This is a genomic window from Sphingomonas sp. (assembly GCF_036731925.1).
Lineage (GTDB): Bacteria > Pseudomonadota > Alphaproteobacteria > Sphingomonadales > Sphingomonadaceae > Sphingomonas.
On the sequence record NZ_DAINDJ010000002.1, the window covers coordinates 828,756 to 852,718 of the forward strand.

The 23,963-nt window shown below is 67.2% G+C and carries 26 protein-coding genes and 1 tRNA gene; 7 read left to right on the top strand and 20 right to left on the bottom strand.

The genetic code is table 11. The features are described 5' to 3' along the window. Positions 1 to 75: 75 nt before the first annotated feature. The 5 genes from hslU to V7E00_RS13460 all read right to left on the bottom strand — a co-directional run bounded on the left by hslU (position 76) and on the right by V7E00_RS13460 (position 3,392). Positions 76 to 1,368 carry an ATP-dependent protease ATPase subunit HslU gene (gene hslU, locus V7E00_RS13440; protein WP_333573148.1) on the bottom strand — a complete coding sequence of 431 codons (1,293 nt, stop codon included), beginning with the start codon at positions 1,366 to 1,368 and terminating at the stop codon, positions 76 to 78. Positions 1,369 to 1,501: 133 nt separating this feature from the next. After that, a complete protein-coding gene (gene hslV, locus V7E00_RS13445) occupies positions 1,502 to 2,068 on the bottom strand; it encodes an ATP-dependent protease subunit HslV (RefSeq protein ID WP_333573149.1) in 567 nt (188 codons plus the stop codon). A gap of 104 nt (positions 2,069 to 2,172) precedes the next feature. Then, positions 2,173 to 2,249, bottom strand: a tRNA-Pro gene (locus V7E00_RS13450). A 59-nt stretch (positions 2,250 to 2,308) separates the two neighbouring features. Then, on the bottom strand, positions 2,309 to 3,199 hold the full coding sequence (locus tag V7E00_RS13455) for an ROK family protein (RefSeq protein ID WP_333573150.1): 891 nt from the start codon (positions 3,197 to 3,199) through the stop codon (positions 2,309 to 2,311). A gap of 46 nt (positions 3,200 to 3,245) precedes the next feature. Beyond that, positions 3,246 to 3,392, bottom strand: coding sequence for a hypothetical protein (locus tag V7E00_RS13460; protein WP_333573151.1), 147 nt, complete (start codon positions 3,390 to 3,392; stop codon positions 3,246 to 3,248). 102 nt (positions 3,393 to 3,494) lie between these two features. On the opposite strand from V7E00_RS13460, the gene V7E00_RS13465 reads away from it, so the two are divergent. From V7E00_RS13465 to V7E00_RS13475, 3 genes are all read left to right on the top strand, one after another. Then, complete coding sequence (locus V7E00_RS13465) at positions 3,495 to 5,009, top strand: PAS domain-containing sensor histidine kinase (protein WP_333573152.1); 1,515 nt, start codon at positions 3,495 to 3,497, stop codon at positions 5,007 to 5,009. Then, the gene (locus V7E00_RS13470; protein ID WP_333573153.1) at positions 5,006 to 5,620 is read left to right on the top strand and encodes a response regulator transcription factor; all 615 of its coding nucleotides are present in this window, start codon (positions 5,006 to 5,008) and stop codon (positions 5,618 to 5,620) included. The genes V7E00_RS13465 and V7E00_RS13470 overlap by 4 nt, the downstream gene beginning before the upstream one ends. Positions 5,621 to 5,734: 114 nt before the next feature. Next, a complete protein-coding gene (locus V7E00_RS13475; protein ID WP_333573154.1) occupies positions 5,735 to 6,988 on the top strand; it encodes a NupC/NupG family nucleoside CNT transporter in 1,254 nt (417 codons plus the stop codon). A 51-nt stretch (positions 6,989 to 7,039) separates the two neighbouring features. Here the strand turns inward: V7E00_RS13475 and V7E00_RS13480 are convergent, their stop codons facing one another. Both V7E00_RS13480 and V7E00_RS13485 read right to left on the bottom strand, forming a co-directional pair. After that, positions 7,040 to 7,201: a hypothetical protein gene (locus V7E00_RS13480; protein ID WP_333573155.1), complete on the bottom strand. Its 162-nt coding sequence runs from the start codon at positions 7,199 to 7,201 to the stop codon at positions 7,040 to 7,042. Positions 7,202 to 7,211: 10 nt separating this feature from the next. Then, positions 7,212 to 7,847 carry a cupin domain-containing protein gene (locus tag V7E00_RS13485; protein ID WP_333573156.1) on the bottom strand — a complete coding sequence of 212 codons (636 nt, stop codon included), beginning with the start codon at positions 7,845 to 7,847 and terminating at the stop codon, positions 7,212 to 7,214. A 46-nt stretch (positions 7,848 to 7,893) separates the two neighbouring features. Between V7E00_RS13485 and tgt the strand changes: the two genes are divergently transcribed. Together tgt and V7E00_RS13495 are read left to right on the top strand one after the other, a co-directional pair. Then, positions 7,894 to 9,024 carry a tRNA guanosine(34) transglycosylase Tgt gene (gene tgt / locus V7E00_RS13490; RefSeq protein WP_333573157.1) on the top strand — a complete coding sequence of 377 codons (1,131 nt, stop codon included), beginning with the start codon at positions 7,894 to 7,896 and terminating at the stop codon, positions 9,022 to 9,024. Between the two features lie 747 nt (positions 9,025 to 9,771). Further along, positions 9,772 to 10,980: a hypothetical protein gene (locus V7E00_RS13495; protein ID WP_333573158.1), complete on the top strand. Its 1,209-nt coding sequence runs from the start codon at positions 9,772 to 9,774 to the stop codon at positions 10,978 to 10,980. Here the strand turns inward: V7E00_RS13495 and V7E00_RS13500 are convergent. The 9 genes from V7E00_RS13500 to V7E00_RS13540 all read right to left on the bottom strand — a co-directional run bounded on the left by V7E00_RS13500 (position 10,965) and on the right by V7E00_RS13540 (position 17,234). After that, entirely contained in the window at positions 10,965 to 11,336 is a 372-nt protein-coding gene (locus tag V7E00_RS13500; protein ID WP_333573159.1) for an Mth938-like domain-containing protein, read from the bottom strand. The two genes, V7E00_RS13495 and V7E00_RS13500, sit on opposite strands and share 16 nt — an antisense overlap. Before the next feature lies 1 nt (position 11,337). Beyond that, the gene (secF, locus tag V7E00_RS13505; RefSeq protein ID WP_333573160.1) at positions 11,338 to 12,309 is read right to left on the bottom strand and encodes a protein translocase subunit SecF; all 972 of its coding nucleotides are present in this window, start codon (positions 12,307 to 12,309) and stop codon (positions 11,338 to 11,340) included. A 12-nt stretch (positions 12,310 to 12,321) separates the two neighbouring features. Continuing rightward, positions 12,322 to 13,908, bottom strand: coding sequence for a protein translocase subunit SecD (gene secD / locus V7E00_RS13510; RefSeq protein ID WP_333573161.1), 1,587 nt, complete (start codon positions 13,906 to 13,908; stop codon positions 12,322 to 12,324). Next, positions 13,908 to 14,246, bottom strand: coding sequence for a preprotein translocase subunit YajC (gene yajC, locus V7E00_RS13515; RefSeq protein WP_333573162.1), 339 nt, complete (start codon positions 14,244 to 14,246; stop codon positions 13,908 to 13,910). Before yajC ends, secD begins: the two co-directional genes overlap by 1 nt. A gap of 128 nt (positions 14,247 to 14,374) precedes the next feature. Next, entirely contained in the window at positions 14,375 to 15,676 is a 1,302-nt protein-coding gene (locus V7E00_RS13520) for a hemolysin family protein (protein WP_333573163.1), read from the bottom strand. 63 nt (positions 15,677 to 15,739) lie between these two features. Next, complete coding sequence (locus tag V7E00_RS13525) at positions 15,740 to 16,246, bottom strand: hypothetical protein (protein WP_333573164.1); 507 nt, start codon at positions 16,244 to 16,246, stop codon at positions 15,740 to 15,742. A gap of 64 nt (positions 16,247 to 16,310) precedes the next feature. Beyond that, the gene (locus tag V7E00_RS13530; protein WP_333573165.1) at positions 16,311 to 16,739 is read right to left on the bottom strand and encodes a nucleoside deaminase; all 429 of its coding nucleotides are present in this window, start codon (positions 16,737 to 16,739) and stop codon (positions 16,311 to 16,313) included. A gap of 64 nt (positions 16,740 to 16,803) precedes the next feature. After that, the gene (locus V7E00_RS13535; RefSeq protein ID WP_333573166.1) at positions 16,804 to 16,986 is read right to left on the bottom strand and encodes a YqaE/Pmp3 family membrane protein; all 183 of its coding nucleotides are present in this window, start codon (positions 16,984 to 16,986) and stop codon (positions 16,804 to 16,806) included. Further along, on the bottom strand, positions 16,983 to 17,234 hold the full coding sequence (locus V7E00_RS13540) for a hypothetical protein (RefSeq protein WP_333573167.1): 252 nt from the start codon (positions 17,232 to 17,234) through the stop codon (positions 16,983 to 16,985). The genes V7E00_RS13535 and V7E00_RS13540 overlap by 4 nt, the downstream gene beginning before the upstream one ends. A 147-nt stretch (positions 17,235 to 17,381) precedes the next feature. Here V7E00_RS13540 and rpmB point away from each other — a divergent pair, with 147 nt between their 5' ends. Then, positions 17,382 to 17,681, top strand: a complete 300-nt coding sequence (rpmB, locus tag V7E00_RS13545; protein ID WP_093296900.1) for a 50S ribosomal protein L28 — start codon at positions 17,382 to 17,384, stop codon at positions 17,679 to 17,681. A 67-nt stretch (positions 17,682 to 17,748) separates the two neighbouring features. On the opposite strand, the gene V7E00_RS13550 is transcribed toward rpmB, so the two are convergent. The 4 genes from V7E00_RS13550 to V7E00_RS13565 all read right to left on the bottom strand — a co-directional run bounded on the left by V7E00_RS13550 (position 17,749) and on the right by V7E00_RS13565 (position 22,946). Beyond that, positions 17,749 to 18,744: an esterase-like activity of phytase family protein gene (locus V7E00_RS13550; RefSeq protein ID WP_333573168.1), complete on the bottom strand. Its 996-nt coding sequence runs from the start codon at positions 18,742 to 18,744 to the stop codon at positions 17,749 to 17,751. Positions 18,745 to 18,941: 197 nt separating this feature from the next. Further along, positions 18,942 to 19,664, bottom strand: a complete 723-nt coding sequence (gene phbB, locus V7E00_RS13555; protein ID WP_333573169.1) for an acetoacetyl-CoA reductase — start codon at positions 19,662 to 19,664, stop codon at positions 18,942 to 18,944. A 34-nt stretch (positions 19,665 to 19,698) separates the two neighbouring features. After that, a complete protein-coding gene (gene hemH, locus V7E00_RS13560) occupies positions 19,699 to 20,706 on the bottom strand; it encodes a ferrochelatase (RefSeq protein WP_333573170.1) in 1,008 nt (335 codons plus the stop codon). Continuing rightward, positions 20,703 to 22,946 carry a xanthine dehydrogenase family protein molybdopterin-binding subunit gene (locus V7E00_RS13565; protein ID WP_333573171.1) on the bottom strand — a complete coding sequence of 748 codons (2,244 nt, stop codon included), beginning with the start codon at positions 22,944 to 22,946 and terminating at the stop codon, positions 20,703 to 20,705. The genes hemH and V7E00_RS13565 overlap by 4 nt, the downstream gene beginning before the upstream one ends. A 130-nt stretch (positions 22,947 to 23,076) precedes the next feature. On the opposite strand from V7E00_RS13565, the gene lgt reads away from it, so the two are divergent. Further along, a complete protein-coding gene (gene lgt, locus V7E00_RS13570) occupies positions 23,077 to 23,955 on the top strand; it encodes a prolipoprotein diacylglyceryl transferase (RefSeq protein WP_333573172.1) in 879 nt (292 codons plus the stop codon). Positions 23,956 to 23,963 lie beyond the last annotated feature (8 nt).

Sequence of the window (23,963 nt, forward strand, 5' to 3'; positions counted from 1 at the left end):
TCCAGAACGACTGTTGGTCTCTGTGAAACACAGCCCCACCCCTCCCCTGAAGGGGAGGGGCTTAGGAAGGACGAATCACAGCACGTAGCGGCTGAGATCCGTGTTCCGCGCCACGCTGGCGAGCTGCTTGTCGACATAGGCCGCATCGATCACCACGGCGCTGCCGCTGCGGTCCTCGGCCTCGAAGCTGACTTCCTCGAGCAGCTTCTCCATCACCGTCTGCAGGCGGCGGGCGCCGATATTCTCCACCTCGGCATTCACCTCGGCGGCGATCTTCGCCACCGCGCGGATGCCGTCCTCGGTGAAGTCGATCGAGACGCCTTCGGTGCCGAGCAGCGCGGCATATTGCCGCACCAGGCTCGCCTTGGTGTCCGAAAGGATCGCGACGAAATCCTCCTCGGTCAGCGCCTTCAGCTCCACCCGGATCGGCAGGCGGCCCTGCAGCTCGGGCAGCAGGTCGCTGGGCTTCGCCACATGAAACGCGCCGCTCGCGATGAACAGGATGTGATCCGTCTTCATCGGCCCGTACTTGGTGGCGACGGTGGTGCCCTCGATCAGCGGCAGCAGGTCGCGCTGCACGCCCTCGCGGCTCACCGACCCGCCGCGCACGTCGGACACCGCGATCTTGTCGATCTCGTCGAGGAAGACGATCCCGTTTGCCTCGGCATCCGCAAGCGCCACCCGGCTCACCTCGTCCTGGTCGAGCCGCTTGTCCGCCTCTTCCTCGACGAGCTTCTCCCAGGCGGAGCGGACGTTGAGCTTGCGGCGCTTGAGCGGAGTGCCGGTCAGGCCCTTCATCATCTCCGACAGGTTGATCATCTGCGGCGCGCCGCCGGGGATATCGAACGGCATCTGCGGCGCCTGCTCGATCTCGATCTCGATCTCGGTATTGTCGAGCAGGCCCTCGTTGAAGCGCTGCTTGAAGGCCTCGCGCGTCGCGGTGCTCGAATCCTTGCCGGTCAGCGCGTCGAGCAATCGACCCATAGCGGCTTCCTCGGCCTTGTCCTTCACCGCCGAGCGGCGGCGCTCCTTCTCGAGCCGGATCGCCTCTTCGACCAGATCACGCGCGATCTGCTCGACGTCGCGGCCGACATAGCCGACCTCGGTGAACTTGGTCGCTTCCACCTTCACGAAGGGCGCGTCGGCCAGCTTGGCGAGGCGGCGGCTGATCTCGGTCTTGCCGCAGCCGGTGGGCCCGATCATCAGGATGTTCTTCGGCGTCACCTCGTCGCGGAGGTCGGCCGAGAGCTGCTGCCGGCGCCAGCGGTTGCGCAGCGCAACGGCCACTGCCTTCTTGGCATCCCGCTGGCCGATGATGTGCGCGTCGAGCGCGGCGACGACCGTCTTGGGGGTGAGGTTCTGGTTCATTTTTCTCTCAGATCGTAAGCCCCTCCCCTTCAGGGGAGGGGTTTGGGGTGGGGCAGAGTCTCACCGAGACCAACATCTGGTCTGGAATCCCCCACCCCAACCCCTCCCCTGAAGGGGAGGGGCTAAGAAGAAGTCAGGCGGCGCTGTCCAGCGTCTCCACGGTCAGCCGATCGTTGGTGTAGACGCACAGCTCGCCGGCGATCGCCATCGCCTTGCGGGCGACCACTTCGGCATCGGGCTCATATTCGATCAGCGCCCGCGCCGCGGAGAGCGCGAAATTGCCGCCCGAGCCGATCGACGCGACGATCCCATGCTCGTGCGCCTCGGGCTCCAGCACGTCACCATTGCCGGTGATTACCAGCGTCACATCCTTGTCGGCGACGAGCAGCATCGCTTCCAGGTTGCGGAGATACTTGTCGGTCCGCCAGTCCTTGGCGAGCTCCACCGCCGCGCGCAGCAGCTGGCCGTGATGGCGCTCCAGCTTGGCCTCGAGCCGCTCGAACAAGGTGAAGGCATCGGCGGTGGCGCCGGCGAAGCCCGCGATCACCTTGCCGTCGCCCAAGGGACGCACCTTGCGAGCATTGGGCTTCATCACGGTGTTGCCGGCCGAGACCTGGCCGTCACCTGCGATCACCACCTTGCCGGATTTGCGCACGGAGAGGATCGTCGTGCCGTGCCACGCGGTGTTCTTGTCGTTCATGGACGCGCATATGGGTGGCAGGCGCGGGCGTGCAAAGGGGGAGTTCCCCTAAGGTCGCGTCTCCGCAACGATCTGGCGATTTCGAGAGAATGTTGGGTGTGGCTTGGTCGGGGCGACAGGATTCGAACCTGCGACCCCCACACCCCCAGTGTGATGCGCTACCAGGCTGCGCTACGCCCCGACCGAGGGTGCGCCCTGTATGCCCCTTGAGCGCAGGACGCAACCCCCAAACCGCGCTCCCTACTGATCGAGCGCTTCCAGCCCCATCGCGATCGCGCCCAGCGGACCCGCCATGTCGCCCAGCCCCGGCGGGCCGACGCGCGTGTCGAGCTCGGCACAATAGCCGGCGAGCGCGCCATAGCCGTTGATCATCGCCGCCACCTTCTCCCGCACCGCGCCGAACAGCTGCGGCCGCTTCGTCATCACCCCGCCGCCGATCGCGATCCGCTCGGGCGCCAGGCTGACGATCAGGTTGTGGAGCAGCGCCGCGAGATCATGCGCGAAATAGTCCCATTCGGGCGCGTCGTCGCCGACCTCCTGCCCCGGCCGGCCGAATCGCGCCGCCAGCGCGGGGCCGGAGAGCAGGCCCTCGGCACAGTCACCATGATAGGGGCACCAGCCGGCGAAGCTGTCGCCCGGCGCACGGGCTGAACGCATGTGCCCCGCCTCGCCATGCGCATAGCCCATGATCGGCCGTCCATTGGCCACCAGCCCCACGCCCACGCCGGTACCGATGGTGATGTAGGCGTGCGTCGACAGGCCCGCCGCGGCGCCCCAGCGCGCTTCGGCCAGCGCCGCACCGTTGACGTCGGTCTGGATCGCCAGCGGCTTGGCGTAGCGGGCAGCCAGACGGCGCGTGAGATCGGTATCGTTCCACCCGGGCTTGGTGGTCGCGACGATCGAGCCGAAATTCGGCCGGGCCGTGTTGAGTTCGATCGGCCCGAAGCTGGCGATGCCGATCGCATCGAAGTGCCAGCCATCCAGCACCGCTTCGATCGCGGCGAGAGTCGTGGCAGGGTCGGTGGTCGGCACGACATGCTGCTCGCGCACGTCGTCGGGTCCACTGCCCAGCGTTGCCACACATTTGGTGCCGCCCAGTTCCAGGCCGGCGATCGACAGGTTCACAGTCATGCGAGCGCGCTAGCGCGGCGCGCGGCGCGGGGGAAGCCCGTGGCAATCACTGATCGCGCGGATGCATGTACTCGCTGAGGCTGACGAACGCGAGCGCGAGGATGAAAATTCCCATCGCGAGCAGGACCATATACAGATAATTGCTACCGATGACGTCGAGCATTTCCGCCTCCATCAGGAAGACGGGAAGCATGCTGTAGTTACCCGGCCTTTACTTTGACCGTGATCAAATCCTAGCGTGCCCGCGGGAGGGCGCGTACAGGGTGAGAAGGACCGCGCACAAGTATCGGAGTTTATGACGGATCGGCCTGCACATGATCCCGCGGCGATGGCGTTGCTGTTCGAGGCGGCGACCGACCGGGGGGTGCTCCTGCTCGACGCCGACGGGCGGATCGCGAGCTGGAGCCGCGGAGTCGAGCTGCTCGACGGCTGGACGCCCGCGGATCTGGCGGGCGCGAGCCTCGCCCTTCATTATCCTCCCGCCGAAGCCGCCGACGCCAAGCCGACGCGCGACCTGGATCGTACGCGCGCCCAAGGCCGGCTGATCGAGGAAGGCTGGCGCGTCCGGCGCGACGGCAGCGAGTACCTCGCAGAAGTGCAGCTGACCGCACTGGTCGACGCCGATGGCACCTTTCGCGGCTATGCCGAGGTGTTCCGCGACATCACGGACCACAAGGCGTCGCAGACCGCGCTTGCCGGCAGTGCGCTCCACCTCCGCTCGATCCTAGCAACCGTGCCCTCGGCGATGGTGGTGATCGACGACCACGGCATCATCCTGTCGTTCAGCGCCGCCGCCGAGCGGCAGTTCGGCTGGAAGGAAAGCGAGGTCATCGGCCGCAACGTCAGCATGCTCATGCCCGCGCCCGATGCCCAGCTGCACGACAGCTACCTCGCCCGCTACATGACCACCGGCGAGCGCCGGGTGATCGGCATCGGCCGCATCGTCGTCGGCCAGCGGCGCGACGGCACCGATTTTCCGATGGAACTGCAGGTCGGCGAGGCGAGCAGCGACGGCCACCGCATCTTCACCGGCTTCATCCGCGACCTGACCGACGAGCAGCGCGCCGAACTCCAGCTGAAGGAGCTGCAGTCGGAGCTGATCCACGTCTCCCGCCTGTCCGCCATGGGCACCATGGCCTCGACGCTGGCGCACGAGCTCAACCAGCCGCTCACCGCGATCGCCAACTATCTCGAGGCGGGTCGCAACCTGATGGCGCGCGACAGCGACGATCCGGAGGATCAGGCAATGATCCAGGAAGCGATGGAGGAATCGGTCAAGGAGGCGCTCCGGGCCGGCAACATCGTGCGCCGCCTGCGCGAGTTCGTCGCGCGCGGCGAGGCCGATATGGGGCTGGTCGACCTGCCACGGCTGATCGACGAGGCAAGCCGCCTCGCCCTCACGGGCGCACGTGAACTGGGCGTTCGCGCCTTCTATGCGCTCGATCCGCACGCCACCGCCGTGCTGTGCGACCGGGTGCAGATCCAGCAGGTGCTGGTCAATCTGATCCGCAACGCGATCGAGGCAATGGCGGAAAGCCAGGTGCGCGAAATCACCATCGGATCGGAGCTGGCGCCCCGCAATCTGGTGCGCGTCTGGGTGGCGGATTCCGGGCCCGGGATCGCCCCCGAACAGGCACCGAAGCTGTTCCAGGCCTTCGCCACCACCAAGGAGCGCGGCATGGGCCTGGGCCTGTCGATCTGCCGCACCATCGTCGAGGCGCATGGCGGCCGCATCTGGGCCGAGCCGCGGGCGGAGGGCGGTACCATTTTCAACTTTACCCTGATGTCCGCGAACGAGGAAACCGCATGAGCGAACGCAAGCGCATCCACCTGGTCGATGACGAGGAATCGGTCCGTCGGTCGACCAGCTTCATGCTGCGGACCTCGGGCTACGACGTCGATACCTACCCTTCCGGCGTCGCGTTCCTCGAGAAGGTGGAGGGGGCAAAGCCGGGCTGCATCCTGCTCGACGTGCGCATGCCGGAAATGGACGGGATCGAAGTGCAGGTCGAGCTTGCCAGGCGGGGCGTCAAGCTGCCGGTGATCGTGCTGACCGGGCATGGGGACGTGGGCACCGCAGTGGCGGCGATGAAGGGCGGCGCGCTCGACTTCCTTGAAAAGCCGTTTGAAAAGGATGCGCTGGTCGCGGCGCTCGAGCGCGGCTTCGAGCGGATGGAAGCTGGCGAGGCCGCCATTGCCACGCAAGCGGAGGCTGAACGGCGCATCGCCCTGCTCTCCCCGCGCGAACAGGACGTGCTGCGCGGGCTGGTGCGCGGCCACCCGAACAAGACGATCGCCTATGATCTCGGCATCTCGCCGCGCACGGTGGAGGTCCACCGGGCCAACGCGATGGCCAAGCTGGAGGCACGCAGCCTTTCCGAGGCGCTGCGGCTGGCCTTCGCTGCGGGGCTCGACGGCTGAGGCACCTGTCCCGGTCCGGCCAACGCAAGCGGCTGGCAAGACGCGCCATCCCGTGTATGGTCGGCCGGTTTGCTGGCACGGACTCCGCCGGCGATGGGGACTAACGACTTCAGAATGACTCATTTCCCGATCGGCATTTTCGGGGTGCTGGCGATTTTGGCTATCGCCGTCCTGCTTTCCAGCAACCGCCGTGCAATTCGGCTGCGCATCGTCGGGCCTGCATTCCTGCTCCAGGCCGGCATGGCGATCATCGTCCTGCGCACTGCCTGGGGCCAGGTGGCGCTGCACAGCATGGCGAACGGCGTGTCGGCGCTGCTCGGCTATGCCAGTGCCGGCACCCAGCTGCTCTTCGGCAATCTGGCCAAGCCCGAGCTGGGCGGCCAGAGCCTGGCCATCGCCGCGCTGCCGGTAATCGTGTTCTTCGCGGCCCTCGTCTCGATCCTCTACCATGTCGGCATCATGCAGCAGGTCGTCCGCTGGATCGGCGGCGCGATCGAGAAGGTGACCGGCGTCAGCAAGGTCGAATCGCTCTGCGCCGCAGCGAACATCTTTGTCGGCCAGAGCGAGGCACCGCTGGTGATCCGCCCCTATCTCGCCCGGCTTGCGCCTTCGCAGGTTTTCGCGGTGATGAGCGTCGGCATGGCCGGCGTCGCGGGCACGATCCTCGCCGCCTATGCCAGCCTGCTCGGGCCGGCCTCGCTCCCCTACCTCCTGGCGGCGTCATTCATGGCGGCGCCGGGCGGGCTGATGATGGCCAAGATCATCATGCCGGACGAGCCGGTGGTCGCCGATGCGCCGATGTCCGGTGAGGACGAGGTGATCCGCGTCGCCGAGGAGGACTTCCAGGAGGAACGCGCCGCCAACATCATCATGGCGGCGGCCAACGGCGCGTCGACCGGCGTGAAGATCGCCGTGGCGGTGGGCGCGATGGTGCTCGCCTTCGTGGCACTGGTGGCGCTGGCCAACGGGCTGCTCGGCGTGGTCGGCGGCTGGTTCGGCTTTCCGGGCCTCAGCTTCCAGGCGATCATCGGCACGATCTTTGCCCCGGTGATGTACCTGCTCGGCATCTCCTGGCACGAATCGCTGACCGCCGGCGGGCTGTTCGGCACCAAGGTCGTGCTCAACGAATTCGTCGGCTTCATCGAGCTCGGCAAGGCGACCGACCTTGCCCCGCGCTCCAGGGCGATCATCACCTTCGCGCTGTGCGGCTTCGCCAATTTCAGCTCGATCGCAATCCAGATGGCCACCACCGGCAGCCTTGCGCCCAACCAGCGCCCGGTGATCGCCCGGCTGGGCGTCAAGGCGCTGATCGCCGGCAGCCTGGCGAACCTGATGTCGGCGGCGCTGGCGGGCCTGCTGCTGCCGTAACCTCCGTCCCCCTCCCGCAAGCGGGAGGGGAGCGCGGGCCGTGAGGGCTGACTACCCCCCGCCGATTCCTTCCACCACCTTCCCCGTTCCGCCACAGTTCGGGCATTCGCCACCGTCGATGCGGCCTGAGCCGCCGCAGCGGCGGCAGAGGTCCTCGCCGGTGCCCGGGGTACCGGGGGCGGCTTCGTCGCCGGGATTGAGGGGTTCGGCCATGATCCTGCTCCTATCCGTTCAGATGCACGGCCAGCCAAACGCTCGGCCGGTCACGCGCGGTCCATGTCACCCAATGTTTCTGGCCCGCCGCGATCAGCAGATGGTCGCCCGGCCCCAGCCGTACCTCCGCTGAATCCTCGATGCGGATGCCCGCCGCGCCTTCGAGCAGCACCACCCACTCATCCCAGTCCTGCACCATCGGTTCCGCCTCGGGGGTGGCCTGGCCGCGGGAGATGATCCGCTCGATCCGCACACCCGGGCGTTTCAGCAGATCGTCGAACGCCTCGCCGTCCTTCGCCTCGGGCAGGTCGCGCAGCAGGTTCGTGACGGCGGGCCGGAGGCGCGGCTTGGGCGGCGGAGCAGGCGTCGGCTTGGGGACGGACTTCGGCTTCGCCGCCCGCTTCGGCCCCGGCGTGGTTTCGACCGACGTGCTCCAGTCGCTCCGCATTCCGCCGCGGAGGAAATCCCGGATCGCCGCCGCGTCGGCCGTGAGCCCGTCCGCGCCGAAGCCGAACGCCTCGGCGCCGCTTCCATCCTTCAGCCCGTACAGGCCGAAGTCCCCGCCGGCCTTGCGCCGCCGGGACTTCACCAGCTTCAGCCCGCGATGCACCGCCATCGCCCGCAGCTCGTCGTCCTGTTCCGCCACATGGCCCTCCCTTGGATTCCCGGCCCAAACGCGCCAATAGCAGCCCATGCCCCGTTTCCAGTTCACCATCCACGCCACCGACGGCAAGGCCCGCCGCGGCACCATCGCCATGCAGCGCGGCGAGATCCGCACGCCTGCCTTCATGCCGGTCGGCACCGCCGCCACCGTGAAAGCCGTGAAGCCGCAGGATGTGCGCGCGTCCGGCGCCGACATCCTGCTCGGCAACACCTATCACCTGATGCTGCGCCCCACCGCCGAGCGCGTCCACAAGCTGGGCGGCCTGCACAAGTTCATGGGCTGGGACCGGCCGATCCTCACCGATTCGGGCGGCTATCAGGTGATGAGCCTGTCCGAGCTGACCAAGCGCAGCGAGGAAGGCGTCGCCTTCGCCTCGCACCTCGACGGCTCGCGCCACATGATGAGCCCCGAACGCTCGATGGAGATCCAGCGGCTGCTCGGCTCCGACATCGTCATGGCGTTCGACGAGCTGGTGCCGACCACCTCCACCCGCGAGGTGCAGGCCAAGGCAATGGAGCGCTCGATGCGCTGGGCGAAGCGCAGCCGCGCGGGCTTCGATTCGGGCGAGGAACATGCCGCCCGCGCCGCCCTGTTCGGCATCCAGCAGGGCGCGCTCGACGAGGGGCTGCGCAAGGCCAGCGCCGATGCGCTGAAGGACATCGGGTTCGACGGCTATGCGGTGGGCGGCCTTGCCGTCGGCGAAGGCCAGGAGGCGATGTTCGGCGTGCTCGACTATGCCCCCGGCCAGCTCGACGAAACCAAGCCCCGCTACCTGATGGGCGTCGGCAAGCCCGACGACATCGTCGGTGCGGTCGAGCGCGGTATCGACATGTTCGATTGCGTGCTGCCCACCCGCTCGGGCCGCACCGGCCAGGCCTTCACGCGAAACGGCCCGATCAACATCCGCAACGCCAGGTTCGCCGAGGACCAGGGGCCGCTCGATCCCGCCTGCCCCTGCCCGGTCTGCGGCACCTGGAGCCGCGCCTATATCCACCACCTCGTCCGCGCCGGCGAGATCCTGGGCGCGATGCTGATGACCGAGCACAATCTCTGGTTCTACCAGACGCTGATGGCCGACCTGCGCGCGGCTATCGAAGAACAGCGGCTCACGGCGTTCGCCAATGATTTCCGGGCGAAGTACCAGGCGAAGCAGGGATAATGCGGGTCTCTGCACGCACTATCGTGGTTCGTCAGCAACCGCTCCAGAACCGGTTATTGAGCCTTATAGAGGACAGCTCCAAAGGGGACATTGGCGTAGTTCCGACGAAGCAGCTAACGGTGGTCAGCTGTTCGACTTCTTAGCCAGCCTTGGCTTTGAGGCTCGCCCGGCCATGCGTAGCGGTCACGAATGAATCGAGTCGTACGACGGCACCAGCCATCCAAATTCTCGTCACTCTCGCTTTCCCGACAGCGGTTCGCTTCATACGTGCACAGCGCCCCTTGATCAGGGTCGGCCAGGCATCTGACCGCCCGAACTCTAACGCGAGAAGCCCGATTCATCGACGCGCTGTCGCCAACACCGACGGTCTTGATATCTTCGAGAAGTTGAACCCCGCTCTCAATCTCAGCAATTGCGTGCGCACTTGGCACGTGGTTCCTCTCTTGGGAACCTATCAGCGCAAAGAGAAGAGCTGGGTATAACATGCCTCATCTTGCGGACTGGTTTCTCTGCCCGCAAGTGGGCTCGCTGACGGTTGTTCGCGCGTGCTCCGATCGAAAGGCAGCTATATCGCTTCATTCTCTCAGAAGCAGACAAGCCGCTTCCCATCCACGTTCAGCCATTCGGCGCTCCACGTGGGAAGCAGCTGCGATGGGTGCGGGCGCTAGGCAAAACTTGCCGCCCTGCCCCGCCAGCGCCTCCACGCGTCCTATAATCCGGTAAGGATCATCTCGCCCGGAGCCTCGCTTGCCGCTTTCCCTAGATCGACCGCAGCGGGTGCTGTTCTACCTGCCGGTGGTGACGAACTGGTGGTTCGTCACCATTGTCGAGCCGCTGCTCCGCCGCCTGGCCGAGCACCATGAGGTCCACGTCCTTGCCCCGGCCCCCTGGCAGGGCACCGGCCTGGGACCCGACGAACTGGGTCGCTGCACCGATCTGGCCGAGGTGCGCTGGTACATCATGGACAGCGCCGACCATCCCAGCATCCGCACCGTCCCCGAGGATCCCGAGGGGCTGATCGGCTTCGTCCGCGATCTTGCCCCGGATGTGGTGCTGTGTCGCACCGCCGATCATGAGACCGTACGCCATTTCCCCGGTATCGTCCGGCTGCTGATGGAAGGCCGGTTCGAACCGTTCGGGCCTCCGCCGCGCTGGATCCTCCTCGCCGAGCGCCCGCACGATTATGGCCTGCTCCTCCCCTTGCCGGACGGAGCCGCCGAGCGGCTGGACGCGATGATCGCGCCCGCCTGGGACCGGCTCCAGCGCTCTCTCCGCCCGGCGGCAGGCGAGCGCGCGGCACTGTTCGCCCGCTTCGGCATCCCTGCAGACCGGCCCTTGCTGCTGCTCGCGCTCGAAAGCGAGGCCGAGGACAATTTCTTCGCGATGCACCGCATCGGCCCCAAGCCCAACGCCGCGCTGGTGCGTGCGCTGGCGAAGGAATTGGGGAATCACTGCACGCTCGCGGTGTCCAACCACCCCGTCAACGACATCCATGTCGATGCCGCTGCGCTGATAGAGGCGATCGACACGTGCGACAATGTCGTGCTGCTGCCGCCGCGCATCGGCATGCTGCCGGCCACGCTCGCCATGGCGCGCCATGCCGACGGGATGATGGTGGCGGATTCCAAGACCTTCGCGCTGGCGGCGTTCTTCGGCGTGCCGGTGCAGCGCCACTCGCACTTTGCCTCAGGGAGCTGGCTCAACGCCTATGATGCGATCGCGCCGTTCCTTGCCGATATCGCGGCGGGCACCGCCCGGCGTCCCGATCCCTGGGGCGCGCGGCGATGGTTCGCCCAATATCTGCTGAACGACGCGATCGACCCCCTGGATGCCGAGGACGATATTCTCGCGCACCTTGCCCGACCGGTCGATCCGGACCGCTGGGAACGAGCACTGGCCCGGCTGGAACGCACGCTGCCGGCGCTGTTCCCCGCCGAGGCTCAGGCCAGCGGGTAGAGCGCGCCTGCCACCCAGCGGAGCTCGGCGCGAAGCACGCCCCAGGCGCGTGCCGCCGCGCGACTGTCCATCGCCTCGATGCCGATGCCGCGCTTCTCCAGCGCCTTCACCAGGGCAAGCGGCGGGCGCACCAGCGTCGTGCCGGTGCCGAGCAGCAGGAACTCCGGCTGCGGGTTCAGCGCGAAGGCGGGCGCAAGGTCCGCCTCCGTCAGGTCGCCGACGGCGGGGGGCGACCATCCGTCGGCGCGCTGCGGCGTGATGATCAGCCCGTGATAGACATTCTCGTCGACGCGAAAGCCGCCGCCGGAAAAACCGGAGATCAGCGGCCCTTCGGCGCTGCGCCGCTCGATCTTCACGTTACGGCCGCTCGCGCGGCGCCACGCGCTCGGCGTTGGTCGCGATCGAATCGGCCTTTTCGGGCTTCACGCCCGGCTTGAGGCCCAGGGTGATCAGCAGCGAGGAGGAGACGTAGATCGACGAGTAGGTGCCGACCACGATGCCGAGCATCATCGCCGAGGTGAAGCCGCGCAGCACGTGCCCGCCCCAGATCAGCAGCGCGCCCAGTGCCAGCAGGATGGTGAGCGAGGTCATCACGGTACGCGGCAGCGTCTCGTTGACCGACAGGTCGATCAGCTCGCTCATCCCCATCTTGCGGTACTTGCGCATGTTCTCGCGGATACGGTCGTCGATCACCATCTTGTCGTTGATCGAATAGCCGATGATCGTCAGCACCGCCGCCACGATGTTGAGGTCGAACACGAGGCGGGTGAGCGCGAAGAAGCCCAGCGTCATCAGCACGTCGTGCAGGATGGCGACCGCGGTGGAGACGCCGAACTGCCACTCGTAGCGAAGCCACGAGAAGATGGCGATGCCGACGATCGCCAGCACCACTGCCAGTACGCCGTTGCGGATCAGCTCGCCGGAAACCTTGCCCGACACCGTCGAGTAGGTGGAGAAGGTGGCGCCGGGGAACTTGGTGGCGATGGCAGTCTTGACCTGCTCCACCATGATGTTGGTGGCGGCCGGGTCGCTCGACTTCGGCACCGGCAGGCGGATGGTGACGGTATTCTTGCCGCCCATTTCCTGCAGCGTCGCCTCGCCATAGCCCAGCTTGTTCACGGTCTCGCGGAGCTGGTCGGTCGGCGGGGCCGACGCGAACTTCTCTTCGATCGACACGCCGCCGATGAAGTCCACGCCGTAATTGAGGCCGCGTGCCGCGACCAGACCGATCGCGGCGACGGTCAGCAGCGCGGTGATCGCGAAGGCGATGAACCGGATGCGGACGAAGCCGATATTGGTGTTGTCGGGTACGATCTTGAGGAGCCGCATGTCGGCGCTTCCTTAAATATGGATCTCGCTCGGGCGCTTCTTGCGGAGCCAGAGCGTGACGAGCAGGCGCGTGAACACCACGGCGGTGAAGACGGAGCTGGCGATGCCGATCAGCAGCACCACCGCGAAGCCGCGGATCGGGCCCGAACCGAGCACCAGCATGATCAGGCCGGCGATGGCGTGGGTGACGTTCGCTTCGAAGATGGTGCGGCTGGCTTCCTTGTAGCCAAGCTCCACCGCCTGCATCACGCTGCGGCCGCGGCGGCGTTCCTCGCGGATACGCTCGTTGATCAGCACGTTGGCGTCGACCGCGGTACCGATGGTCAGCACGAAGCCGGCGATGCCGGGCAGCGTCAGCGTCGCGCTGAGCATGCCCATCACCGCCAGGATCACCAGCACGTTGATGGTGACGGCGATGTTCGCATAGACGCCGAAGCGGCCATAGGTCAGCACCATGAACACCACGACCGCGACGATCGCGATCACCGATGCGGTGATGCCGGCGCGGATCGAATCGTTGCCGAGTTCGGGGCTGACGGTCGATTCCTGCACGACCTTCAGGTTGATCGGCAGCTTGCCCGAGCGCAGCGCAATGGCGAGCTGGTTGGCGCTGTCCACGGTGAAGCCGCCCGAGATCGAGGCGCTGCCGCCGAGGATCGGCTCGTTGATGTTCGGGGCCGAGATCACCTTGTTGTCGACGATGATCGCGAACGGCTTGCCGGTATTTTCCTGCGTGACGCGGGCGAAGCGCTTGGCGCCGGCGCCGTCCAGCTGCAGCGTCACATCGGGGCGACCCTGCTGGTCGTAGCTCTGCTTGGCGTCCACCAGCATGTCGCCGGTGATCATCGCGGTGCGATTGACCACGATCGGCGCGCCGTTTTCGTACTGGAGCAGCTGCGAGGTGACGGGGATATCGCCCGAGGCGATCTGCTGCGGGGTCACGCTGGTATCGACCAGCTTGAATTCCAGCTTGGCGGTCTTGCCGAGCAGCGCCTTGAGCTGGCTCGGGTCCTGCAGACCCGGGACCTGCACGACGATGCGGTTGCTGCCTTCGCGGATCACGGTGGGCTCGCGGGTGCCGAGCGCGTTGATGCGCTTGTCCACCACTTCGCGGGCGTCGTTCATCGCGGTTTCGATCTGCTGCGACAGACCCGCCTGGGTGGGGGTCAGCACAAAGACGCTGGAGTCGCGAACGGTGATTTCCCAGTCGCGCTGGCCGGTGGTGCCGACGCCGTTGGTCATCGGCAGCAGCTTCTCACGCGCCGCATCCACCTTGCCGGGATCGCGGACCATGAAGCTCAGCTTGCCGCCGGCGACCGAGATGTCGCCGATTTCCACGCGCGGATCGCGGCGCATCGCCAGCCGAACCTGCTCGCGCATCTGCTCGAGCTTGCTCTGCTGCACGTCGCTGATGTCGCCCTCGAGCAGCAGGTTCGATCCACCCGCGAGGTCGAGGCCAAGGTTGACGGCGGGCTTCGGCACCCAGTGCGGCCAGGTGTTGCGGATGTTCTCCGGCACCAGGCTCGGCACGGCGAGCAGCACCATCGCGGCGAGGCCGAGGAAGATCGACCAGACCTTCCAGCGCGGGAAATCCAGCATCAGTCGTTCGCAGGCTTGGCGCCGTGCGGGCGCACTTCGGCGAGCGTCGACTTGATCGCGCGCACCTTCACGTTCGGACCGAGTTCGATCTCGACTTCCGTCTCGTCGACGCGGGTGACCTTGCCGATCAGACCGCCGGCGGTGACGACGGTGTCGTTCTTCTTCACTGCCTTCAGCGAATCCTGAAGCACCTTCATCCGCTTCTGCTGCGGACGGATCATCAGGAAGTAGAAGACGACGAAAATCAGGACGAGCGGCGCTACCGACACGATCCCGGCCAGAGTGCTTCCCTGACCAGCCGCGCCTGCGGCCTGTGCATATGCTGGAGTGGCGAACATGGGTTCCCGAAAAGCCTGAAGTTAGGGGCGCGGAATGGCCCCATTCAAGCCGCGGGCGCTACCATGCGCACGAAGAGGGCGCAACTGTAAGGGGCGCAGCGGATTTCCCATCGGTGGATGGGACACGCTCAGTCCGCTTCGCGGCTCACCAGCAGCTTGTCGATCTTGCGGCCGTCCAGGTCGACGATCTCGAAGCGCCAGCCCTGCTCCTGGAACACCTCGCCCTCGCCCGGCAGGTGCTTGAGCACCGCCAGCGCCAGCCCTGCCACGGTCGCATAGTCGCGGTCCTCGGGCAGGTCCAAGCCGAGACGTTCGGCGAGCTGGTCCGCCGGCGTCGCACCCGCGACGAGCAGCGAGCCGTCCTCGCGCACGACGATATGCGGATTGTCGCCCGGCTCCGAATCCGAAGCGAACTCGCCCGCGATCGCCGCCAGCAGGTTCGCCGGGGTCACGATACCCTCGAAGTGGCCGTACTCGTCGTGCACCAAGCCCATAGGCACTTCGGCCTGGCGGAGTGCGGTGAGCGCGTCCATCGCATCGACCTGGTCGGGCAGGACGGGTGCCTTGCGCATCAGCTTGCGCAGGTCGAGCGGTTCGCCGCGGAACAGCGCGGCAGCAATGTCACGCGCCTGCACCACGCCGATCACGGCGTCGATCGAGCCTTCCGCCACAGGCAGGCGGGTGTGCGGCGTCGCCAGCAGTTCTTCGCGGATGCCCGCCCCATCGAGGCTCACGTCGAGCCAGTCCACCTGGGTGCGCGGCGTCATCACTTCGCGGACCGGCCGATCGGCGAGGCGAACGACGCCCGAGATGATCGAGCGCTCATGCTCCTCGATGACGCCGGACTTGCTCGCCTCGGCGACGATCAGGTGCAGCTCCTCGGCGGTAACCCGGTTCTCCGATTCGCGGTTGAGGCGAAGCAGGCGGAACACCAGCCCCGTCGACGAATCGAGCAGCCACACCACTGGCGCCGTGCCCCAGGAGAGCCAGCGCATCGGCAGCGCCATCGCCGCGGCGATCGGCTCGGGCGAACGCAGCGCGAACTGCTTGGGCACCAGCTCGCCGATCACCAGCGATCCGAAGGTGGTGAGGCCGATCACCAGCGTGATGCCCAGCGTGTGGGCGACTTCGGCGGAAATCCCCAGCGCCTCGATCCGCTTGCCCACCGGCTCGCCCAGACTGGCGCCCGAATAGGCGCCCGCGACGATGCCGATCAGGGTGATGCCGATCTGGACGGTGGAAAGGAACTTGCCGGGGTCCTCGGCAAGCTCGATCGCCGTCTTGGCGCCGCGATTGCCCAACCGGGCCAGCGCCTCCAGCCGCGCCGGGCGGGCGGAGACGATTGCCAGCTCCGACATGGAGAAAATGCCGTTGATCGCGATCAGCACGAAGATGATCGCTACGTCGATCCAGGGAAAAGGTGCGCTCATGGTGCACCCCCCTCATATCCGCAGCGGGCCCCACTTCACAACCTTTTGCAGTGCGAAGCGGATTTAGGGCGTCTGCGCGGCAAGAACGGCAGGGTTGCTGGCCAGCCCGTGAAGGTAGGCGTGCCGCGCCTGCGACCCCGGCTTGAGCGACCGCAAATGCCGCTGCTGCTCCACCGTGAGCTGGAACCGGGTATAGCCCCGCGCCCGAAGACAGCTGGACACGGCATCCTCCAGCAGCGTCCGCACCTCCTTCATCCGCTCGGCCGGCCGCGTACGCTCGACGATTCGGCTCGAATCGCTGGCCACCTGGATCGCCCGGTCGAGGCCGCCGCCCATCGACAGGCTCGCCTCGTTGTTCTCGAGCTGCGACGAGGCCTGCTTGAACACCTTTGCCGCCTCGGTGTTCGACACATCGAGATAATAGCCCTGGCGCCCGCAGGCGACAGCATCGGCGCGATAGGTGTCCAGGGTGACGCCGGGCTTTCCCCAGCTCAGCATCGGCCGTTCGGCGGCCGTCGCAGCGACGGGGAACAGCAGCAACGCTCCGGCAACGCAGTGCGACAGACGCATCGGCACCTCTCCTGTTTTTTGGCAATCTACATCGATGCGGGCCGGGCGACCAGCCGAACGCGACTCAGCGCCGGGTGCGAAAAAAGGCGCGGAGCACCGACGCGGCTTCCGCCTCGCCGATGCCGGCATACACCTCAGGCCGGTGATGACAGGTGGGCTGGCCGAAGAAGCGGGGGCCATGTTCGACGGCCCCGCCCTTCGGATCGCTCGCACCGTAATAGAGGCGGGCGATTCGGGCATGGGCGATCGCCCCGGCGCACATCGCACAGGGCTCCAGCGTCACCCACAGGTCACAGTCTTCCAGGCGATCGCGACCCAGCAGTTTCGCGGCGGCGCGAATCGCCAGCATCTCGGCATGCGCGGTGGGATCGCTGAGCGTGCGGGGGGCATTGGCGGCGGTGGCGATCACCTCGCCGTGCAGCACGATCGCAGCGCCTACCGGCACCTCGCCCTGATCGGCCGCAGCCTGGGCGGCGGCAAGCGCGGCTCGCATGGGAGGGGGCAACGGGAACATCGCGCACGGCTTAGCGGCCGCACGCAGGCTGGTCACGCCCTGCTCAGGCGAAGGCGTGGTCCGGGCGACGCAACAGCCGCCACAGGGCATAGCCAGCCCCCGGCAGAAACCCCAGCAGCGTCAGCCCGCAGGCGATCTGGAAGGGACGACCGGCGCCCTCCTCCAGATAGACGCCGAGCGGCGGCAGCAACGCCGCTGCCACGACTCGACCGACCGGCCGGCTCATTTTGCCGGCGACGGCGTCGCTTCGGGCGCCTTCTGCACGTCGAGCGTGGGGAGCTTCACCTGCTTGTCCTTCATCTCGACGGTCGGCACGCGGACCGTGCTGTTCGATTCGCCCACCGATACCTTGCCCGTCTCCGCTGCGACCGTCGGCAGCTTGCCGCCGCGCACGTCGACATTGAGGAAGCCCAGCGCGATCAGCACGACCGCGACCAGCACCAGAATTCCCAGCAACCCCAGGATTGCGCGCATCCCAATCTCCTCTTATCGTTTCACCTGCCCAACGCCCCGGTGGCGTGCGGGTTGCGCACCGTTCCTCGTGAATCGGTTGACGGCGGCGCGCATCGACGCTAACAGCGCGGCCTTTCCGGCTTACCGCCCAACTCAGGATTTGAAGCGATGTCGCGCATTTGCGAGCTGACCGGCAAGGGCCGGCAGGTGGGACACAATGTTTCCCACGCCAATAACAAGACCAAGCGCACCTTTCTGCCGAACCTGCAGAACGTGACGCTGATCTCGGATTCGCTCGGCAAGAGCATCCGTCTGCGCGTTTCGACGCACGGCCTGCGTTCGGTCGAGCATGTCGGCGGCCTGGACAACTGGCTGCTGAAGTCGAGCGACGACGATCTCTCGCTGCGTGCTCGTCGCCTGAAGCGCGAAGTGCGCAAGGCGACCGCCGGCACCGCCGAAGCGGCCTGATCTTCCTTTAGATCAACGGTTTGGCCCGCTACTGTATCGCAGTGGCGGGTTTTTCCGTGCCTGTTTGCTAGAGGTCCAGGCGGAATTTGAGCAGCAGCGTCTGCTGCCACCATTGCTCGTTGTCGTCCGAGACCATCCACAGCACCAGCGAATCGCTTTCGCGCTGCACCGCCAGTCCCTCGAAATTGTCGTGCTGGAACGGGGGGGAGAAATCCGCGATCTCGGTGCCGCGCAGCACCTGCCCCGCCTTCGCGCCGCGGATATCGACCAATTCGATCTTCACGGTGAACAGCGAGGGCAACGCGAACCGCCGCACCAGCACCAGCATTCGCCCATCGGGCAGCAGCGCGGCGTCGCTCGGATCATAGCCGGCGGGCGGCACGTAGGCGAGGTGAATCGGCTGCGGGTTGCCGATGGTCGGGTCGCTTGGAAACAAGAGGATCTCGCGCCCCTGGATCGGCCCGCCAGGAGGCCGGGCGGTTTCCGCCAGCACCAGCATTCTCCCGTCGGCGAGACGGACCATCGATTCGGCGCCACCGTTGCGTGGCCAACGTTTCATCGTCTTCGGCCTCGCCGAGGACAGCCGCTTCCGGAACTCCGAATCATATCGAAAAATCGCGTTGAGGGATTCGAAGCCGATCCAGAAATCGCCCGTGGCCGGATCGCGGGTGAGTGATTCGGAGTCGCGATCCCCCTTGTAGGCGCTCTGGCCCGGCCCTGCCGGCAGATCGTCGAAGCGAATGTCGAACGGGCGCCAGTCCGCGCCCATGCGGAAGCGGACGAGGTTGCCCCGGTCGCTGAGCAGGGTGAACCGGTCGCCCGCGACGTTCAGCGCGGAATAGCCGGAAAAGGCGAGGTCCGGGCTGGTGAGCCGCACCCCGCCGAGATAGCGGAGCCGGCCGATGCTCTGTCGTGCAGGATCGCCGGGCACCAGCGGAACGCGTGCCGCGTGCATGACCGGGTCCTTGCCGAGCGGCGTGCGGAGTTCGGGGCCCGACGCGCTCATGAAAAGGACGGAAAGCGCCAGCGGCGGGGCAGCAAGGAGGCGAAACCGGAAGCGCATGGCTTCCTCTTAACGGCTCCGCCACAGCCCGCCAGTGCTGCATGTGCGAAGATGAACGGGAAATAACCAACTCGTTCAGGGTTCGCTCAAGGGAACCGCTCTAATCAGAACGAGTTGTACGCGTACATTTGCTCTCGCGTAGCGTATCGAGAGACGCCGGGGGCCGGATCCGCAAGGATCCGGCCCCCCTGTTTTTATCAGTACATGTGCTGGCCACCGTTGATCGACAGCGTCGATCCGGTGACGAAGCCACCCTCCTCCGCGCAGAGGAACGCCACGGCGCGCGCGATCTCATGCGCCTGACCGAGCCGGCCGACCGGAATCTTGGCGACGATCTTCTCCAGCACGTCCGCCGGCACCGCTGCCACCATGTCGGTATCAATATAGCCCGGCGCAATCGCGTTGACGGTCACGCCGAAGCGCGCGCCTTCCTGCGCCAGCGCCTTGGTGAAGCCATGGATGCCCGATTTGGCGGCGGCGTAGTTCACCTGGCCATACTGGCCGGCCTGGCCGTTGATCGAGCCGATGTTGACGATGCGGCCCCATTTGCGGGTGCGCATGCCCGGGAACACCGCATGTGCCATGTTGAAGCAGCCGCCCAAGTTGATGCGAATCACGTCTTCCCACATGTCGCGGGTCATCTTCAGGATCGTGCCGTCGCGGGTAATGCCGGCATTGTTGACGACAATGTCCACCGGGCCGAGTTCGGCTTCCACCTGTGCGACGCCAGCCGCGCAGGCGTCGAAATCGCCCACATCCCACTTGTATGCCTTGATGCCGGTGCGTTCCGTGAAGGCGGCGGCCTTCTCGTCATTGCCGGCATAGTTGGCAGCGACAGTGATGCCGGCGTCCCTAAGGGCCAGACTGATCGCTTCACCGATCCCGCGGGTACCGCCGGTGACGATCGCTACTCGTGCCATGTGCCTTCCTCTCCAAAATCGAATCAAGAATTGGCTAGGCGGGGTTCACCCAGCCGGCAAGTTCGCGCCCGATGATATGTCGGAGCAGCGTCATGCCCGCCGCACTATCATTGAGACAAGGCAAATATGCGAAATCGGTGCCGCCGGATTCGAGGAAGGACTCGCGTCCGCGGATCGCCAGTTCCTCCAGCGTTTCCAGGCAGTCGGCGGAGAAACCTGGCGCAACGATCGCAACGCGGCGGATGCCCTTGGCCGGCAGGGCCTCGAGCATCGTGTCGGTCGCGGGCTCCAGCCACTTGGCGCGGCCGAAGCGCGACTGGAAGGTCACGATCAGTTCGCGCCCCAGCGCCTCGCCCAGCAGCCGACCGGTCTTGCGACAATGGCAATGATAGGGGTCGCCCAGCGCCAGCGTCCGCTGCGGCATGCCGTGAAAGCTGGCGATGACGGCATCGGGGGTGAAGTCGAGCCCCGCCAGTCCTTCCTCCACGCTGGTCTTCAGTGCCGCGATATAGGCGGGATCGTCATAATAGGGCGGCAGGGTGCGCAACGCCGGCTGCCAACGCATCGCCATCAGCGCCGCGAAGGCCACGTCGTTGGCGGTTGCTGTCGTCGCCGCGCAATATTGCGGGTAGAGCGGCGCCACCAGGATTCGCTCGCACCCCTGCGCCTTCAGCGCGGCGATCTGCTCGCCGACCGAGGGCCGGCCATAGCGCATTGCGTGGGCGACCGTCACGTCCGGCCCGAACGCCCCTTCCAGCCCCCGTGCCTGCGCCTTGGTGATCGCGGCGAGCGGCGAGCCGTCCTCGCGCCACACCTGGCTATAGGCATGGGCCGACTTCTTCGGCCGGGTGCGCAGGATGATGCCGCGAAGGATCGGCTGCCACAGAAGCGGCGGGATCTCGACCACGCGTCGATCGGAGAGGAACTCGCCGAGATAGCGCTTCACCGCTCCCGGATCCGGCGCATCGGGCGTGCCGAGATTGACCAGCAGCACGCCGATGCGGGCGGGCGGGATCTTCGGGTGATCGGCGGGCAGGGTCATTCGGCATCCGATAGCAAGGGCAGGCGGCGGAACCGCGTGCCGGTGGCGGTTTGCAGGGCGTTGGCGATGGCCGGTGCGGTCGGCGGCACGGCGAGTTCGCTCACGCCGCCCGGGTCCGATCCGCTGGGCAGGATCTCCACGGTGATGTCGGGCGTGTTCGCCAGCGTCGGCAGGTTGAGATCCGCGATGGTCTGGATATCGGCGATGTTCTCGCTGAACGTGGTCGCCGCGCCCAATGCGGCGGCGAGGCCGAACAATAGCCCGCCTTCGATCTGCTGGCGGACAAGATCGGGATTCACCACGCGCCCGCAATCCACCGCCGCGACCAGCCGCTCGACGACAATCTCGCGCTGTGGGGTCAGGTGCGCCTCGGCCATCACCGCGATGTACGAGCCGCGAAAGGCATGGGCGGCAAGCCCCTGCCCGCTGCCCGGCTCCCCGCCCTGCCAGCCGCCGAGCTGCGCCGCGGTCTGCAGGCAGCGCGCCAGGCGGGGCTGGTTGCCGAGCATCGCCATGCGGAACGACAGCGGATCGCGATTGGCGACGTGCGCGAGCTCGTCAACGAAGCTCTCGGCGAAGAAGCAGGTGTAGCTGTGTGCGCCCGAGCGCCAATAGCCGGTCGGCACGCCGATCTCGGCCGGGTGATGGTCTACCGCGAGGTTGGGGATGGCATAGGCTGGGCTTGCACCCTCCACGGCGGACGAGTCCGCCTTGCCCGGCAGCGCCAGCCCGGCCGCGGCGACGGCATCACCGGCAAGCAGCCGCGCCGCCAGTTCGCGGCCGGTCGCCGGTGCGGCGATCTTCGCGAGCCACGCCGATACCGTGCCCCCCTGGCCCAGCTTCGCCGTGAACCGTGCGGCGGCGGCGGGGCGGAAGCGGTCACGCCGCAGATCCTCGTCGCGCGGCCAGGTGAGCTGCACCGGGCGCCCCACCGACTGCGCAATCAGCCCCGCCTGCACCGCCGCATCGACCTCCAGCTTCTCCCCGAACGATCCGCCGCCGAGCATTGCATGCACCGTGACCCGCGCCGGATCGATGCCCAGCGCCTTGGCCGCCGCCGCGCGGGCGAGCCCCGGCGCCTGGCTGGGCAGCCACAATGACAGACGACCATGCGCGAAATCGGCCGTGCAGGTCATCGGCTCGAGCGGCGCATGCGGTGCCAAGCCGACACGATAGTCGGCCGTCACCACCCGCGCGCCGCGGAATTCACGGGCGAGGTCGCCCCTCGCCTCGATGCGCGCGCCCTCACCGTCCAGCGCGGCATCCAGGGCTGCGTCGATGCTGTCGTCGTTCACGACGGCGGCGGGGTTGCGGAAGCGCGGCCGCATCGCCTGGAGCGCGCGTTCGGCCGCCCACCAGTTGCTCGCCACCGCGGCAACCCACTGTTTGGTCGTGACGATCGACAGCATGCCGCGCACCCGGTTGGCAGCCTCGCGGTCGACATGCACCAGTTCGGTATCGCCGATCGGTCCCTGCCGAATCGCCGCAAACACCATGTTGGGGAGCCGCACATCGGCCGCGAAATTCGCGCTGCCGTCGATCTTCGCCGGCGCATCGAGCCGCGGCAGCGGCTGACCATGCAGCCGCCCCGCTTCGCCGCCGCGCAAGGGCGGTTGCGCCGGCGCCTTCTCGCGCGCCGCCGCCTCGGTAAGCTCGCCGAACCCCAGCCGCTGATTGCCGTGGATCACGCTGTTTCCCGCGGTTCCGCACGCCTGCCAATCGACGCCCCATCGCCGCGCCGCCGCCTTGCACAGCAGCACCCGTGCCGCTGCCCCCGCCTGACGGAGGTCGTCCTCGAACGCGCGCACCGAGCTGGAACAGGCGGTGAGCATCAGATCGGCGCGCGCTGCGTGGCTGCGTCGCACGCCGTCCGGCAGCGCGCCCAGCGCCGCGGCGAACAGCGTCTGCGCGGCCAGCGGATTGGCATACAGCGGGTTGAGCGGCGCCGGCTCGACACCAACCAGCTTCCAGTCCGCGCCCAGTTCGTCGGCGAGGATCTGCGGAAGCGCGGTATAGACGCCCTGCCCCATCTCGGCCTGCGGGACCGCGACGCGCACCTGCCCGTCCTTGCCGATCTTCAGCCACGCGCCGAACAGGCTTTCTCCCGGCCCGGCCGACAGGTTTGGCGCATAGCTGCGCGGCCACAGGCCCCAGGCAACCACCAGCCCAAGTCCCGCACCGCCGCCGATCAACAGCCTGCGTCGATCGAGCCGGATGCGGGGTGCGGAGGTGCCTGCCATCGCCTCGCTCTATCGCGGGGCGGGGCCGCGCGCCAGCATGGGCTTTCGATCACCCTGATCGCTCCCCCTTGGGTTTGCGGCATTTTGGCTCTATCGCGGGCAGCGATTGCTTCTCACGCCGGGGATTACCGTGCTGCCAACCTTGCTTGCCGCTGCCGGCGGACACCTACATTACACCGATCTCCACCTCGATCCGGTGGCAATCAATCTCGGCTTTTTCCAGATCAAATGGTATTCGCTGGCCTATATCAGCGGCATCCTGCTCGGCTGGGTGTATCTGATGAAGCTGCTGGCCGCCCCCGGTGCGCCGATGGCCCGCCGCCATGCCGACGACCTGGTCTTCTACGCAACGCTGGGGATCATCCTGGGCGGCCGGCTCGGCTATGTGATCTTCTACGCGCCGGACATGTTCAACAAGCCGCTGCAGATCCTGATGCTGTGGCAAGGCGGCATGAGCTTCCATGGCGGGGTGCTCGGCACCTCGCTGGCGATCATCTGGCTGGCGCGGCAGAACAAGCTCAACTGGCTGCGCGTGCATGACTATGTGGTCTGCTGCGCACCCTTCGGCCTGTTCTTCGGCCGCCTCGCCAACTTCGTGAACGGCGAACTGTGGGGCAAGCCGGGCGACGAGCCCTGGGCGATCGTGTTCCGCGGCACCGTTGCCGCCGGCCTGCCGGAACCGGCGCGCCATCCCAGCCAGCTCTACGAGGCCGGGCTGGAAGGCCTGCTGCTGTTTGCGGTGCTGTGGTTCTTCTTCTGGCGCACCGATGCGCGGTACCAGCCGGGCAAGCTCGCGGGCATCTTCCTGCTCGGCTACGGCATGTGCCGTTTCTTCGTGGAGTTCTTCCGCGAACCCGATCGCCAGCTCGTCTGGCTGGTCGATCTCACCGGTCTGCACATGGGCCAGTGGCTGTGCCTGCCGATGATCGTGGGCGGCCTTTACCTGATCGCCACCGCCCCCGGCCGCCGCAAGCGGGTCGAGGCGATCACCGGGCCGAGCGTCGCCTGATTTAGCCG

Excerpts from the sequence above, each read along its gene's own strand:
- hslU (WP_333573148.1), bottom strand. The coding sequence starts at position 1,368 with ATGAACCAGAACCTCACCCCCAAGACGGTCGTCGCCGCGCTCGACGCG.
- hslV (WP_333573149.1), bottom strand. The coding sequence starts at position 2,068 with ATGAACGACAAGAACACCGCGTGGCACGGCACGACGATCCTCTCCGTG.
- V7E00_RS13455 (WP_333573150.1), bottom strand. The coding sequence starts at position 3,199 with ATGACTGTGAACCTGTCGATCGCCGGCCTGGAACTGGGCGGCACCAAA.
- V7E00_RS13460 (WP_333573151.1), bottom strand. The coding sequence starts at position 3,392 with ATGCTTCCCGTCTTCCTGATGGAGGCGGAAATGCTCGACGTCATCGGT.
- V7E00_RS13465 (WP_333573152.1), top strand. The coding sequence starts at position 3,495 with ATGACGGATCGGCCTGCACATGATCCCGCGGCGATGGCGTTGCTGTTC.
- V7E00_RS13470 (WP_333573153.1), top strand. The coding sequence starts at position 5,006 with ATGAGCGAACGCAAGCGCATCCACCTGGTCGATGACGAGGAATCGGTC.
- V7E00_RS13475 (WP_333573154.1), top strand. The coding sequence starts at position 5,735 with ATGACTCATTTCCCGATCGGCATTTTCGGGGTGCTGGCGATTTTGGCT.
- V7E00_RS13480 (WP_333573155.1), bottom strand. The coding sequence starts at position 7,201 with ATGGCCGAACCCCTCAATCCCGGCGACGAAGCCGCCCCCGGTACCCCG.
- tgt (WP_333573157.1), top strand. The coding sequence starts at position 7,894 with ATGCCCCGTTTCCAGTTCACCATCCACGCCACCGACGGCAAGGCCCGC.
- secF (WP_333573160.1), bottom strand. The coding sequence starts at position 12,309 with ATGCGGCTCCTCAAGATCGTACCCGACAACACCAATATCGGCTTCGTC.
- secD (WP_333573161.1), bottom strand. The coding sequence starts at position 13,908 with ATGCTGGATTTCCCGCGCTGGAAGGTCTGGTCGATCTTCCTCGGCCTC.
- yajC (WP_333573162.1), bottom strand. The coding sequence starts at position 14,246 with ATGTTCGCCACTCCAGCATATGCACAGGCCGCAGGCGCGGCTGGTCAG.
- V7E00_RS13520 (WP_333573163.1), bottom strand. The coding sequence starts at position 15,676 with ATGAGCGCACCTTTTCCCTGGATCGACGTAGCGATCATCTTCGTGCTG.
- V7E00_RS13525 (WP_333573164.1), bottom strand. The coding sequence starts at position 16,246 with ATGCGTCTGTCGCACTGCGTTGCCGGAGCGTTGCTGCTGTTCCCCGTC.
- V7E00_RS13530 (WP_333573165.1), bottom strand. The coding sequence starts at position 16,739 with ATGCGAGCCGCGCTTGCCGCCGCCCAGGCTGCGGCCGATCAGGGCGAG.
- V7E00_RS13535 (WP_333573166.1), bottom strand. The coding sequence starts at position 16,986 with ATGAGCCGGCCGGTCGGTCGAGTCGTGGCAGCGGCGTTGCTGCCGCCG.
- V7E00_RS13540 (WP_333573167.1), bottom strand. The coding sequence starts at position 17,234 with ATGCGCGCAATCCTGGGGTTGCTGGGAATTCTGGTGCTGGTCGCGGTC.
- rpmB (WP_093296900.1), top strand. The coding sequence starts at position 17,382 with ATGTCGCGCATTTGCGAGCTGACCGGCAAGGGCCGGCAGGTGGGACAC.
- V7E00_RS13550 (WP_333573168.1), bottom strand. The coding sequence starts at position 18,744 with ATGCGCTTCCGGTTTCGCCTCCTTGCTGCCCCGCCGCTGGCGCTTTCC.
- phbB (WP_333573169.1), bottom strand. The coding sequence starts at position 19,664 with ATGGCACGAGTAGCGATCGTCACCGGCGGTACCCGCGGGATCGGTGAA.
- hemH (WP_333573170.1), bottom strand. The coding sequence starts at position 20,706 with ATGACCCTGCCCGCCGATCACCCGAAGATCCCGCCCGCCCGCATCGGC.
- V7E00_RS13565 (WP_333573171.1), bottom strand. The coding sequence starts at position 22,946 with ATGGCAGGCACCTCCGCACCCCGCATCCGGCTCGATCGACGCAGGCTG.